The organism is Arthrobacter pascens, assembly GCF_030816475.1.
Classification (GTDB): domain Bacteria; phylum Actinomycetota; class Actinomycetes; order Actinomycetales; family Micrococcaceae; genus Arthrobacter; species Arthrobacter pascens_B.
The window spans coordinates 1,315,015-1,328,631 of record NZ_JAUSXF010000001.1 but is presented as its reverse complement, the minus strand read 5'-3'; the positions used below and the strand labels follow the sequence as shown (position 1 = coordinate 1,328,631).

General features: G+C 60.7%; 12 protein-coding genes. 4 read left to right on the top strand and 8 right to left on the bottom strand.

Annotated features, from left to right (window positions below):
- The first annotated feature begins 49 nt into the window (after positions 1-49).
- From QFZ40_RS06160 to QFZ40_RS06145, 4 genes are all read left to right on the top strand, one after another.
- Positions 50-1,105, top strand: coding sequence for a glycosyltransferase (locus tag QFZ40_RS06160; protein ID WP_306903419.1), 1,056 nt, complete (start codon positions 50-52; stop codon positions 1,103-1,105).
- Positions 1,095-2,051, top strand: a complete 957-nt coding sequence (locus QFZ40_RS06155) for an NAD-dependent epimerase/dehydratase family protein (RefSeq protein ID WP_306903418.1) — start codon at positions 1,095-1,097, stop codon at positions 2,049-2,051. The genes QFZ40_RS06160 and QFZ40_RS06155 overlap by 11 nt, the downstream gene beginning before the upstream one ends.
- A gap of 119 nt (positions 2,052-2,170) precedes the next feature.
- On the top strand, positions 2,171-2,677 hold the full coding sequence (locus QFZ40_RS06150) for a GtrA family protein (protein ID WP_306903417.1): 507 nt from the start codon (positions 2,171-2,173) through the stop codon (positions 2,675-2,677).
- Positions 2,674-3,534: a glycosyltransferase family 2 protein gene (locus tag QFZ40_RS06145; RefSeq protein WP_306903416.1), complete on the top strand. Its 861-nt coding sequence runs from the start codon at positions 2,674-2,676 to the stop codon at positions 3,532-3,534. Before QFZ40_RS06150 ends, QFZ40_RS06145 begins: the two co-directional genes overlap by 4 nt.
- Positions 3,535-3,609: 75 nt before the next feature.
- Here the strand turns inward: QFZ40_RS06145 and QFZ40_RS06140 are convergent, their stop codons facing one another.
- The 8 genes from QFZ40_RS06140 to QFZ40_RS06105 all read right to left on the bottom strand — a co-directional run bounded on the left by QFZ40_RS06140 (position 3,610) and on the right by QFZ40_RS06105 (position 13,490).
- A complete protein-coding gene (locus QFZ40_RS06140) occupies positions 3,610-5,829 on the bottom strand; it encodes a hypothetical protein (RefSeq protein WP_306903415.1) in 2,220 nt (739 codons plus the stop codon).
- Positions 5,826-6,596 carry an ABC transporter ATP-binding protein gene (locus QFZ40_RS06135; RefSeq protein WP_306903413.1) on the bottom strand — a complete coding sequence of 257 codons (771 nt, stop codon included), beginning with the start codon at positions 6,594-6,596 and terminating at the stop codon, positions 5,826-5,828. The genes QFZ40_RS06140 and QFZ40_RS06135 overlap by 4 nt, the downstream gene beginning before the upstream one ends.
- Before the next feature lies 1 nt (position 6,597).
- Positions 6,598-7,467, bottom strand: a complete 870-nt coding sequence (locus QFZ40_RS06130; RefSeq protein ID WP_306903412.1) for an ABC transporter permease — start codon at positions 7,465-7,467, stop codon at positions 6,598-6,600.
- Positions 7,468-9,459 carry a glycosyltransferase gene (locus QFZ40_RS06125; RefSeq protein WP_306903411.1) on the bottom strand — a complete coding sequence of 664 codons (1,992 nt, stop codon included), beginning with the start codon at positions 9,457-9,459 and terminating at the stop codon, positions 7,468-7,470. It abuts the gene before it with no gap.
- Positions 9,456-10,676, bottom strand: a complete 1,221-nt coding sequence (gene glf, locus QFZ40_RS06120; RefSeq protein ID WP_306903410.1) for a UDP-galactopyranose mutase — start codon at positions 10,674-10,676, stop codon at positions 9,456-9,458. The genes QFZ40_RS06125 and glf overlap by 4 nt, the downstream gene beginning before the upstream one ends.
- 122 nt (positions 10,677-10,798) lie before the next feature.
- Complete coding sequence (locus tag QFZ40_RS06115) at positions 10,799-11,815, bottom strand: Gfo/Idh/MocA family protein (RefSeq protein ID WP_306903409.1); 1,017 nt, start codon at positions 11,813-11,815, stop codon at positions 10,799-10,801.
- Positions 11,815-12,906: a DegT/DnrJ/EryC1/StrS family aminotransferase gene (locus QFZ40_RS06110; RefSeq protein ID WP_306903407.1), complete on the bottom strand. Its 1,092-nt coding sequence runs from the start codon at positions 12,904-12,906 to the stop codon at positions 11,815-11,817. The genes QFZ40_RS06115 and QFZ40_RS06110 overlap by 1 nt, the downstream gene beginning before the upstream one ends.
- Positions 12,903-13,490, bottom strand: a complete 588-nt coding sequence (locus tag QFZ40_RS06105; protein ID WP_373427464.1) for an acyltransferase — start codon at positions 13,488-13,490, stop codon at positions 12,903-12,905. The genes QFZ40_RS06110 and QFZ40_RS06105 overlap by 4 nt, the downstream gene beginning before the upstream one ends.
- Positions 13,491-13,617 lie beyond the last annotated feature (127 nt).

Here is a 13,617-nt window from a genome sequence, read left to right as displayed (position 1 = left end):
CGGGTTACGGAACCAACAATGCTGGTCGGAGCCGGTAGAATCTCCTGACATGACACTGGCTCAACCGGAGACTGACTCCACGCCCCACCGCATTTCTGTGGTCATACCCGTTTACCAAGGCGAGAAGACCCTTGTTGGCGTCGTCAACGAACTCCTCCCGTACCGGCAGATGTCCACAAGCAAGGGCGGCCACGACTACGTAATCTCCGAAGTCCTCCTGGTTTTCGATCATGGCCCGGACGATTCGGCTTCGGTTATCCGGTCGCTGACGCACTCGATTGATATCGTCCGCGGTGTCTGGTTGAGCAGAAACTTCGGCCAGCATGCGGCCACCCTGGCCGGGATGGCCTCTGCCGGAGGCGACTGGATTGTCACGATGGACGAGGACGGCCAGCACGATCCCGCCGCCATCGGCGACCTGTTGGACACCGCGATGGAGCAGAACGCTTCCGTTACCTATGCCATGCCCAGCAACCCGGCACCCCATGGCTTCCTGCGGAACGTAGCTTCAAGAGGCGCGAAACGTGCCGTGCGGTTCCTGCTCTCCAGCGACGACGCAACGAGCTATCAGAGCTTCCGGCTGGTCACAGGCGAAGTAGCCCGTTCAGTCGCCGCTTACGCCGGGCACGGCGTCTACCTTGATGTTGCAATGGGCTGGATCGCGGATAAGACGGCGACCTGTCCGGTAGTGCTTCGCGAAGAAGGGGACCGCCGCTCCGGTTACCGCCTGCGCTCGCTGCTCTCGCATTTCTGGCGGATGGTGATCTCAAGCGGGACGCGTGGTCTTCGGATGGTCAGTCTCGTAGGAGCGATATTCGCGTTGGCCGGGATCGGACTGGCCATTTACTTCGTCATTGCATACCTGACGGGCCACGGGGCGGGTCAGCAGGGCTGGACGTCGACGATGGTTGTCCTCCTGGTGAGTACCGGCGCGATTCTTTTCGCCCTCGGGGTAATAGCCGAATACGTGGGCGTCAATGTGAACATGGCTATGGGGAAACCCGCCTACCTGATTGTGAGCGATCCTGCCCTGGGTCCTCTGGGTAAGACCCGCCCGAAGGCGCCTGTCCAGTCGCCCTCCGGCCCGGTGGCTGATGCAGGCTAGACCCACTTGGGTCATCGGTGCCGGCGGTCTCCTCGGACGAGCCGTCGTGAGGGAACTTCAGTCCCGCCATGTCCCCGTTCTGACGAGCAAAATCCCCTGGAGCGACCCCGAAGCTGCCCTCAAGGAATTCAGAAGGAGCGCTGAGCGGTTGCGTGATGCGGCCGCTTCAGGTCTGTGGACCATTGCCTGGTGCGCTGGTGCCGGCGTCACCGGAACATCGCAGGCCGATTTGGAAGCCGAACTCCTGTTGTTCTCTGAGGCCCTGGTGGCATTCGAAGAAGTCCTGTGCAGTGACGGCGGGCAAAGGGGCTCGATGTTCCTCGCGTCTTCCGCCGGCGGGGTGTACGCCGGATCAAGCACGCCTCCATTCACTGAAGCCAGCCCCGTCCAGCCTCTGGCACCCTACGGTTTCGCCAAGCTGCGTGCTGAGGCGGCCGTCACGGAGTTCGCCAAGAGGACAGGCGTCCGCACGCTGATCGGCCGGGTCAGCAACCTTTATGGCCCGGGCCAGAATCTCCAGAAGCCCCAAGGCCTCATCTCGGTGTTCGCAAAAGCACACCTGACAGGTGCGCCCGTTTCGGTCTATGTGTCCCTGGACACGCTGCGCGATTATCTGTTCGTGGACGATGCGAGCCGGCTGGTAACGGACGCACTCAACCGCCTCGTCCTGGATGATGTCCTTCCCGGCGAGACGGTGGTGAAGATCCTCGCCTCCCAACGGGCCGATACGATCGGTAATCTTATCGGTGCCTGCCGGGCCATCTTCAAGCGCCGTCCGCTGATTATCCTTGGCGCCTCGCCGTTCGCCAAAGCCCAGGCGCCTGACCTCCGGTTGCGCTCTGTCGTTTGGCCTGAACTGGACGAACACCCTGTGACGCCGCTCGCCGTCGGCATTAACAACACGGTCCAGGAAGTGCAGCGGCTGGCTCTTTCGGGCCGGCTCTGAATTACTCCGGAACGGCGTCCCGTCCTGGTACCGTCCCTCCCGTTGTGACGCGCCTGCCCCGCTTCGGTAGTCTAGAGGGTGGGGTTCGCCGGTTATCGGCCTTAAAGTTCGGAGAATATGTGGCTTCCACGAAGCACCCTGATTCCCCAGCGGATGCTGTCAAGGGCATCCACAACGGTCCCCCCGGACCGCTGCTGAGAATCATCAAGGACCAGCGAGTGGCGTTCCTGCTGGTGGGCGGAATCAACACTGCCTTCAGTACAGGCTTATTTATCGCCATTGCCTGGCTGTACCCGGACCTTCCCTCGCCAGTGGTTTTGAGTATCGCGTTCGTCGTCTCCCTCATCGCGGTGTTTTTCATCTACCGGAAGCTTGTCTTCAGGGTCAAGGGCCACTTCTGGCTCGACCTGGGTCGCTTCACCCTGGTCAATCTCACAATGTTCTTCACGAACATGGCGCTACTCCTGCTGGCACACGAAATCCTTGGATATCCGAAAATTCCGGCGCAGATCGCCATCACCTGCGTGACCGTTGTCATCAATTATTTCGGTCACAAGTATTTCTCTTTCCGCAGGCGGCCTGATGCCGCTTCCCCCACGAAAGCTACCGAGGAAAGTACAACATGAGCCCGAAAGTCTCAATCGTCATTCCGGCGTATAACAACGTCCAGTACATAGAAGAGACCCTTGAGTCTGTCCTGAACCAGTCCTTCGACGACTATGAAGTGGTCATTGCTGACCACTCTTCGATCGACGGAACGGCGGAGGTAATCGCCCGGTTCGCGGATCATCCCAAAGTTCGGGTCTTGTCCCCCACTCCGACTGGTGGCGGAGCGCAGGCGAACTGGAATCGCGTCAGCCAGGCGGCAACCGGTGAGTACCTCAAGCTTGTTTGCGGTGACGACCTGATTGCCCGCGATGCACTCGCCCACCAGGTGGAGGCCCTCGAATCGAATCCCGGCGCAGTGATTGTCTCTTCACTTCGTGACCTGGTTGATGCTGACGGGAGGCTGTTCCTCAAGGGACGCGGGCTGCAAGGCGTTAGCGGCAGGGTGTCCGGTCGCCAGGCCATCCGGGCAACAGTGCGGGCGGGATCAAACATTTTCGGCGAACCCGCATGCTCGCTGTTCAGGCGGGACATCCTCGCCAAGGAGGGGTGGTGGGATAACACGCATCCCTACCTCATTGACGAAGCAACCCTCGCGCGGATCTGCCGTCATGGCGACTTCGTGGCACTTCGGGAATCACTGGCGTCCTTCAGGATCAGCGCAAGCCAGTGGAGCGTCCGTCTCGCCCGGCAGCAGTCAGACCAGGCGATCTCGTTCCACCACAGGCTGAGGGAAGACGACCCCACCCTGCTGAGCCGTTTCGATGTGATTCTCGGCAACGCACGAGCCATTGCGGTCGCGTATGCCCGGCGTCTGGCCTATATTCGGCTGAATCATCGGATGGGCCACCAGCACGCGGTAGAGAGCACCGTCTGACCGGAAAGCTCGAACCCCTCAGAAAAGAGTGAGGGCTAAACGTTCGGAGGGGTACAGTACCCCTCCGAACGTTTTTTATTGGGGACTCACTGCTTTCACTGGCTCTGCCATTGCCCTGTCGGCCCAGGCCTTGTCTGGACGACGGCGTCGTAACAGGACCAGTTCGCCAAGGCTCCAGCCCAGTGAGACCACAATAGCGATGATGATGCTTCCGACGACGGCCGGCCAGGCGGGCGGTTCAAAACGCAGGGTGATGCTTTTGCCCACTGAGTTCGCGGGTATGTCCAGTTCAACAAGATAGCCGCGAAGGGGAGCCGCGAGGCTTGCCCCTTGGGCGCTGTACCCCGGCCATGCCAACCTGCTGAGGACTGCTTTCCCGGAACCGCCGTCCAGTCCGTCCACCCGGAGAACGACTTCCTGGCTGTTCTCGGAGACCAGCGAGAGGCGGGTGCCGTCGGAAGCCCAGACGACCTGACCCGTATTTAAGAGCGGCCTGTCACGCATCCATACGACAGCATCAGCTGACCTGCTGCTTTCGTGCCATCCCGCCGGAGGGCCATCGCGAAAGATGTCGTCCGACGTGGCCGCTGGATCCCGCAGTATCTGGACCGTATCCAGGGATAGGAGATCCGCCAGAACTTTGCCGGTGGCTGGATCCGTCTCGAAAAGCTTTCTCCCTGCAGAGGAGCATGTCCATCCGTGGCTCGTAATGCAGAGGTCTTCAGCATATTTAGCGAACATGATCGGTGAATACAGGTTCTGCACCTGGGCCGAATTCAGATACCAGGCATTTGATGCCAGGGTTTCGTTCCATATCTGCGAGCCGAGCTTGGTCGGATCCCCCACCACGAAAGTTCCTCCCTCGGCACCCGGAAGTTGACGGGAATACGCTTGCGGGGTGTCCGGCATCCTGTAATCCGGAAGCGGCGAGGCCTTGAATGCAGCGTGCTGTCCTGCAGCAACTACGAGACTGACAAGAATGACGCCGGCGGCCGTTGCCGCGGGTGATTTAAGACGCGGCGCGGCCCGGGGAGAGAAAAGCAGGAAGTACAGCCCGCCAATTCCCGCCACAGACAGCAGTCCGAAAGCAGCAGCCATACGGATTGACGGGTATTGGCTCCAGGCGAGGTACAGGCCGGAAATGACGATGGCCGCGGTAACGGCCAGCCGTCCCCGGCTCAGGACGGCAACTCTGTACCGTGAAAGGAGTACAGCCGCCCCCAGCAGCAATGCCAGCGAGACGTAGGGCATGAGCCGGATGGGGAAACGGAGCGGCCCAAGGTCGCTCGGGGCAAGTGTCAGGCCTAACGACAGCAGCCCGAAAACGCCGATTGCCGCGAGCTCCTTGCCGCCGGCCCACATCCGCCCGTAGTCCACGATTGCGAGTACTGGCAGGAACCATGCCACATACAGAAGGGGAACAGGCGCGAAACCGCCCCACCAGCCCGTGATCTGTGGCAGGCTTCCCGGAACCCAGACTGTAGCGAGTCCAGTGAGGTCAGGGGTCAGGAAGCCGCTGTTCGCGATTCCACCGGTCCGCGCCGTTACAGGAGCGGTAAGGACACCCGGCAGATAGACGGCCAGGGCAATAAACCCGCAAACCATGCCCGCAAGCAGGAGCCGGAACATCACGTTCCGGGACCTGGCCGTCAGCCATGCCTCTGCGAAGAGGCCGAGGAAAAGGACAGCCAGCATGAGCGTTCCGTGCACATAGCCGATGGTTATCAGCACGTACGCCGCAACCAGGGCCAGGATCGGGTTACCGCCAGCGAACGCCATGCGGCGCAGACCGAACCAGGCAAGGGGAAGCAGGCTGAACACCATCAGCCCGGTAACCCAGGAGGCGGCGTCGATATACACCGTGAAGCCGGTCAAAGTGACTGCCACACCTGCAATGGCGGCCCATTCCGGCCTTGCTTTGTAGCTTCCGGCAAGCAGGAAAGTGCCAGCCGCCAGGACGCAAAGGCAGGTGATCTTCAGAACCGTCGAAAAGACCACAATGTTGGGGGACGTACTTGCCAGCCATCCAATCAGGAGGACGAGAGGATTCCAGATTCCCCATTGGCCCTCTGCAGCGTAATTGCCTGCGCCCCAGGCAGTGTCGCTGAAGAGCGGCCACTCGCCGGCACTGAGCTTGGTTCCAATTTCGAACCAGATTCCGAAAGCCCCGGCCTGGGTGTCGTCGTAGTAATAGAACCTGTTGTTAGTGGTTAGCGGGATCAATGATCCCAGCAACGTGACGCCTACGGTCCCTGCAAGCCACAGGAAGCTGCGGCTTCTGTTCAAACGGCTCACAAACTGCCCTCGGATTCGGCGTGTTCGGAACGCCGCCTCAGTTCCCTGACGACCTCGTGAACTTCGCCGTCCATGATGATGTTGCCGTGTTCCAGGAGCACGCCACGCTCGCACACCGTCGCAACAAGATCCAGGTCATGACTGACGACGAACAACGTCTTCCCTTTTGCGGAAAGCTCCTTGATCTTTGCGATGCATTTCCGCTGGAACGGTTCGTCACCGACGGCAAGGATTTCATCGATCAGGAACACTTCCGGGTCCGTGTGCACGGCAATCGAGAATGCGAGCCGGAGGTACATGCCCGACGAATAGAATTTCACCTCCGTGTCAATGAATTCCCCGATCTCGGAAAACTCAACGATGGAGTCGAACATTTCGTCGATTTGCTTTTCCGTCATTCCGAGAATGGCGCCGTTGAGGTACACGTTGTCCCGGCCGCTGAGGTCGTGATGGAATCCGGCACCCACCTCAATCAGCCCCGCGACTCGTCCCCGGGTGCGGACCGTCCCGCCGTCAGGCTGCAGAACGCCCGAAATGAGTTTCAGGAGCGTTGACTTGCCCGAGCCGTTCAGCCCGAGGAGGGCAACCGTTTCCCCCTGTTTTACTTCAAGGGAGACATCCTTGAGTGCCAGGAACTTCTTGGACAGGTCCCCTTTACGTCCCTTCACCAGCCATACGAGGGCTTCCTTCAGGGATCTGGTATGGCGCAGGACGAACTGCTTCCGGAGGTCAATGCAACTGATGGCTACATGGCCATGCGGCGTCATGTCAGAGCTCCTGTGCGAAATGGATGGCGAGGCGGCGGAAAGTCAGCTGTCCGAGGAAAAGCACAACCAGCGAGATGAGAATGGCGACCGGAAGCCAGATCGTCAGAAGGTCAGGGGGAATGGGTCCGATCGAAAGTTGGTCCGCTCTGAGCGTGGGTTCCCAAAACGCCCAGTGGAAGACTTCGACGGCGACTGTCATCGGGTTCAGCTGATACAGCCAGAACCACGGTCCCATCACGCTTTTAACCATCGACCAGACGTAGAGGACCGGCGAAGCCCACGTCACCACCATCACGATCATGTCCACAATGTTCTCTGAATCCCGGAAATAGACGTTAACCGCGCCGAAGATCAGGCCCAGCCCCGTTGCGAGCACCGAGACCATCAGGAATATCAGGACAACAGCCGCCAGCTGCAAGATCGACGGCGCCCAGCCCACAACAAGGCACGCGCCGATCAGGACGAGAAGTTGCGGCAGAAAATGCGCCGCCGACACCCATACTGTGGCCACCGGGAAAAGCTCACGGGGCAGATAGATCTTCCGGATGAGATCGCGGTTATCGACGATCGACCGTGTGGCGTTGGACAGCGACTCCGTGAAGAAGTTGACCAGCACGATGCCCGCAAAAAGGTAGATCGCATAGTTGGGGGTTCCGCGCTGAAGGTTCAGGAAGATGCCCAGCGCCACGAAGTAGATGAGGAACTGCACCAGCGGTTTTACGTAGGACCACAAGAGCCCGAGTACTGAGCCCCGGTAGCGCACCTTGATTTCCTTGCGTACCAGCAGCTTCAAAAGGAACCGGTCCCCGTAAACGTCCAGGAGACCACGGCCGCTCCCCGGCCTGATCAGCTGGTCGCCTTCGCCTGCCATTTAGCTGCCACCCTCGGAATTCGCCTCGAACGTCTTCTTCCACGCGTCGATCGAGCTGATCTCAGCCACCGCGCGGCGGTATTGCCCGGCAAGGTTGTCCCATTCACGGAACAGCTTTGCGTGCAGCATGGTGGCTTCCGTCAACATCGCTTTGAGTTTCTTTGGGTCACGCTGGTACCACGACGCGCCCGTGCCCTCCGCATTGGTGACCACGACGCTGTCATAGTGCGCCACCCGGTACCAGCGGTTGTCGCGGTGGGCCAGATAGCCTTGGGGCCTTTCGGCACTTTCAGGTCCGGGTGCCTTGATGAGCTGGCGTGCGACCGTCTTGATGCCCCACGGAATCAGTTGCTTCTTGCTGGGCAGTCCGACGACGGTGCCGCCCATGGGTCCGCGGCCCAGCTTCGGTGACGGGAAGTCATCCACGTCTTCCTTCAGCTGCGCGTCCGGATACTGTGCTTTCAGGGCATTGATTTCCGGCAGCTTCGTCGATAGGACCTTGTGCAAGTCATCCGGGCCCTTGAGGAGGTCGCGCAGCGCATCGATGCGCCCCTGCTCGGTAAAGTACTGCATTGACACGAGGTGTTTGACGTCGGTCTGTACTGACTCGCGCAAGACCCTTCCGCCCTTGGGATAAGGGCTGTGGATCAGGGTGGTGATCAGCCGGTTGCGCGCGTGGAAGTAGGCCTGCCAGCCAACGAGGTCATCCTTGTCGATCCAGGACACGTGCCAGACGGCAGCCCCTGGCAGCGAAACAGTGGCAAAGCCCGCTTCACGGGCGCGCAGGCCATATTCGGCGTCGTCCCACTTGATGAACAGCGGCAGGGACAGCCCGATTTCCCGGATCACCTTCGTCGGGATAAGGCACATCCACCAGCCGTTGTAGTCCACGTCCACCCGGCGGTGCAGCCACGGGGTCTGGCGCAGGTTGGAGACACTGAAATCGTGCCTCGTCTCCATGTCGGCATGCGGCAAGGCCGGGACGATCCGGTACGGGTCCACAACCTCGCCGAAAGTGTGCAGAATGCTGCGGTTGTAGAGGTCGAACATGTGTCCGCCAACAATTGTTGGCTTGCGGCAGTAGTCAGCGAAAGTCAGCAGCCGCACGATGCTTTCGGGTTCGACGACGATGTCGTCATCGAGCAGGAGAGCATAGTCGCTGCCGTTCTCGACGGCCTCGAACATGCCGCGTGCGAAGCCTCCCGAGCCGCCGAGGTTGGCCTGGTTGATGACCCGGAGCTTACCGTCGAGGGCATCCCGGACCGCCGCGAAACCCTCCTGGTCCTCAACCTTCTGCGTTCCCTGGTCCACGATCAGAATTTCCTTGACGTTCTCAAGGACGTCAGGGTTCTCCGCCAGGATACGGGCATTGTTCAGGCAGAAATCGGGCTTGTTCATGGTGGTGATTTCGAGGGTCACCTGGCCTTTATTGGCAGGCAGGCCCGACGTCTCCCACTGGCCGTTCTTAAGGAACAGATCCCCGGTCCCGGCCGCCAGGTCGAACCAGTACCAGCCGCCGTCGCCGAAGGGCTTGAGCGACAGGTCGAACACGGAGGTGGCTTCGCCGTCGACGTGCTTACCGTCGACCCTCTGCACCGATCCGCGGGCATTGGACTTGTAGACGGTCACCGTTCCCGGGCCGCTGGTCTCAACGACCAGGCGGACGTCCCGCACGGAGGTCCAGCGGCGCCAATAGCTGGCCGGGAAGGCGTTAAAGTATGTGCCGAAGGAAATCTGGTCGCCCGAGCGGACGCGCATTGAGTGGCGGTCCAGGAGGTCTTCGAAGTGCGCCTCACGGCTCTCCGAACTGACCATCTGCAGCTTGTCTTCGAGCAGCTTAGGAGTTCGGGCGAGTTCGTCAGTCTCCCGGAGCCGTACGCCGCGTGCACTGCCGGCATCCACATAGAGGGACACCGTGTCGGTCTGATCGGCCGAGGGCAGAATGACACGCTGGATTGTTGCCCGGTCCGTAGTTGCTTCTTGTGGGCTCATGCGTCCACTCCTCCGCTTTCAAGCTTGGCGCCACTTTCGAAGTGCGGCCGGATTTTGTTGTCGAACATGGTCAGGGCCGAGCCGATGGCCATGTGCATGTCAAGGTACTTGTACGTGCCAAGGCGCCCGCCAAACAGGACGTTCTCCTCGCCTGCGGCCAGGTCACGGTATTTGAGCAACCGTTCCCGGTCTGTCGGCGTGTTGATCGGGTAGTAAGGCTCGTCGTTCTTTTCGGCGGCGCGGGAAAATTCACGCATGATGACCGTTTTTTCGGTCTGGTAATTGCGCTCGGGGTGGAAATGCCGGGGTTCAATGATGCGCGTGTACGGCACGTCCGCGTCGTTGTAGTTGACCACCGACGTTCCTTGGAAGTCGCCGACGTCGAGCACTTCTTCTTCGAAGTCGATCGTGCGCCAGGAAAGGTCGCCTTCGACAAAGTCGAAGTAGCGGTCCACTGGCCCTGTGTAGATCACCGGGATGTTGCCGACGACCCTGTTCCTGCTGTACTCGTGGGACTCGTCGAAGAAGTCCGTATTGAGCCTCACTTCGATATTCGGGTGCTCCGCCATTTTTTCGATCCAGGCCGTGTAACCGTTCGTGGGCAGGCCCTCGTACTTGTCGTTGAAGTAGCGGTTGTCGTAGTTATAGCGCACGGGGAGGCGGGAAATGATGCCCGCGGGCAGGTCCTTGGGGTCCGTCTGCCACTGCTTGCCGGTGTAGTGCTTGATAAAGGCCTCGTACAGCGGACGGCCAATAAGCTGGATTCCCTTGTCGTTGAGGTTCTGGGGATCCGTTCCTGCCAGTTCGCCGGCCTGCTCCCGGATCAGGGCCTCGGCCTGGCCTGGAGTCAGATTGGCCCGGAAGAACTGGTTGATGGTCGCCAGGTTGATGGGCAGCGAGTAGACCTCGCCCTTGTGCACCCCGTAAACCTTGTGGACGTAGTTTGTGAACGTGGTGAAACGGTTGACGTACTCCCAGACCCGCTCGTTGGAGGTGTGGAACAGGTGTGCCCCGTAGCGGTGCACCTCGATGCCCGTCTGCTCTTCGTTCTCGCTGTAGGCGTTGCCACCGATGTGGTGGCGTCTGTCCATGACGACAACCTTCAGACCAAGCTCGGTGGCGGCCTGTTCTGCGATTGTCAGGCCAAAAAAGCCAGACCCTACGATGACGAGGTCAGCAGTCACAAACTCTCCTGTGTGGTGGGGTGCAGGGCACACGAGTGCCCGGGTTTACTGGTCAAGGTTACCTTGACGTGGCCGCCCGACGGTTGCCGGCCGCATTCCACATCGGGGCCGGCCGGCGGCGGCAAACAAACCGGGTGCAGGCCAACAGCTGATATTTACTGCCTCCGGGGCTCCCTCTCCGGGACCTGGAGGGTAACGACGGCGCCGGTCCTGGCAGACTCCAAAACGGCTTCTGCCACACGCAGCGTCTCCAACCCCTCGGCCATGGTGACGATATTCATGGACTTGCCCAGTACCGCATCCCGAAACGCCTCGTGCTCCATTTTCAGCGGTTCACGCTTGGCCAGCGCGAACCTGGTGCTGGAGCCCTCAGACACACCCCGGAAGGCCGCCATGGATTCCCACTCGGTCTGGAAGGTCCCGTTCTCTACGAACGTAAGGTCCGCCGAGATGGTGTCTGCCACGAAAGCGCCCCGTTCACCCAGGACAATCGCAGTGCGTTCTTTCATGGGAGACAACCAGTTCACGATGTGGTTGGTGACGATGCCGCCGCCCAGGTGTCCGATCGCAGTCACCATGTCTTCGTGTTCGCGTCCGCTGCGGGAGGTCGTGTGTGCCATCACGTCGACGTAGTTACTTTGAGCCAGCCATGCTGTCAGGTCGATGTCGTGCGTCGCGAGGTCTTTGACTACTCCGACGTCTGCGATTCGAGACGGGAATGGGCCTTGTCGACGGGTGGAAATGTGGTAGACATCGCCTAGATCCCCCGACTCCAGCCGTTTCCGGAGGCTTTGCAGGGCGGGATTGAACCGTTCGATGTGGCCGACGGCACCAATCAGCCCCCGGCGTTCGAACTCAGCCGCGATCCGGCCGCCCGACTCCGAATCAGCAGCGATGGGTTTTTCCACGAGGCAATGGATGCCGGCCGCGGCCAGCTGCATTGCGACCTCCTCGTGGAGGTTTGTTGGCACCGCCACCACGGCAATGTCGATCCCCTGGGCGATCAAATCATCGACACTGCCGCATACCTTCAGGCCATCGGCAGCGCCGTGCTGGTCGCCGAAAGAATCAGCCACGGCGACAAGGTCCACTCCCTCAAGCTCCCGGATGACCCGGGCGTGATGCCGGCCCATCATTCCGAGTCCTACAAGGCCGGCACGCAAGTTCGCCATTAGCTTCCTGCCTTTGCGATGGCATTTACGGCCGAGACGATGCGCTCGAGGTCTTCCTGGGTGAGAGAGGGGTGGACCGGCAGGGAGAGGACAGTCCTGGACGCCTCATCAGTGGCCGGCAGGTCATCCTCTGTCTGGAACGGGGCCAGCCGGTGGTTTGGAATCGGGTAATAAATTCCGCAGCCAACGTTGTACTCTGCCCGCAAGGCCTTGGCGAAGCCGTCCCGGTCATCGGCGACCCGGATCGTGTACTGGTGATAAACGTGCTCGCAGCCCTCAGCGACTACGGGAGTAACGACGCCCTCAAGGTTTTCAGTCAGGAAGGCGGCGTTTTCCTGGCGGGTCTTCGTCCAGCCCAGCACCTTGGTCAGCTGGACGCGCCCGATGGCGGCGTGGATGTTTGTCATGCGTGCATTAAACCCAACCAGTTCGTTTTCGTAGTGGCGTTCCATTCCCTGGTTCCGGAGCAGGCGGAGTTTCCGTTCGACGTCCGGGAGGCCCGTGCTGACCATTCCCCCTTCACCTGAGGTCATGTTCTTGGTCGGGTACAGGCTGAACATGGCGAAGTCGCCGAATGTCCCGACTTTCCGTCCGTTGACGGCGGCGCCGTGGGCCTGCGCCGCATCTTCAAAAACCTTGACGCCGTGCTTTGACGCAACTGCACCTATAGCCTGAACGTCGAACGGGTGGCCGTAGAGGTGGACAGGCATGATGCCTGCGGTCTTCCCGGTGATCTTCGATTCGACCGACGTCGGATCAAGGGTGAAATGCTCCAGCTCGATATCCGCGAAGACCGGCGTTGCTCCTGTGAGTGCGACAGAGTTGGCTGTGGCCGCAAAGGTGAAGGAAGGAACAATGACCTCATCGCCTGGCCCGATGCCTGCGGCGAGAAGCCCGAGGTGGAGGCCGGACGTTCCGGAGTTGACAGCCACGGCAGCGCGCCCGTCCAGCAGGACGTCAGAGAATTCCTGCTCAAACGCGGCGACCTCCGTCCCCTGCGCCAGCTGACCTGTTGCGAGCACGGCGTCGACGGCCTTGCGCTCGTCGTCGCCGATAATGGGCTTGGCTGGGGGGATGAATTCCTGGCTCATACCTCTACCTCTCGAAGAATTTCATCGTGTTCGACATACTTTGCACCGGTTTCGGGGCACACCCACTGCCCGCCGCTCCTGGTCAGCGGAAATCCGGCTTTTCCGACCCAGCCGCGGCGCTTCGCCGGGACTCCGGCCATGAGCGCAAAATCGGGGACGTCCTTCGTCACGACAGCGCCGGCCGCGATTGTTGCCCACCGGCCGATTGTCAGGGGCGCCACGCACACCGCCCGTGCACCTACGGATGCTCCCTGCTTGATGTTGACACCGACCGGAACCCAGTCATGCGCGCTTTTCAGTCCGCCTTCCGGCGTGATGGCGCGGGGATAAGTATCATTCGTTAGTACGACCGCAGGGCCGATGAAGACTCCGTCTTCAAGTTGGGCGGGCTCATAAACCAGGGCATAGTTCTGGACCTTGCAGTTGTCCCCCATCGTGACTCCGGTCCCAATGTAGGCGCCCCGGCCGATGATGCAGTTCATGCCGAGCCGCGCCTCTTCCCGTATCTGGGCAAGATGCCAGATTCTGGACCCGTCACCGATGACCGCCTCAGCTGAAACATCGGCGTTGTCCGCAACTACTATCACGCGTGAATGTCCTTCCTCATAGACTCACGACATCGTCATTCATACTAGCTGGCAGGACGCGGGCCCCAGACATACAGGCGAAGCGGAGCTGGCGAATTATCCACATGCGGCAACGGCTCCGGGA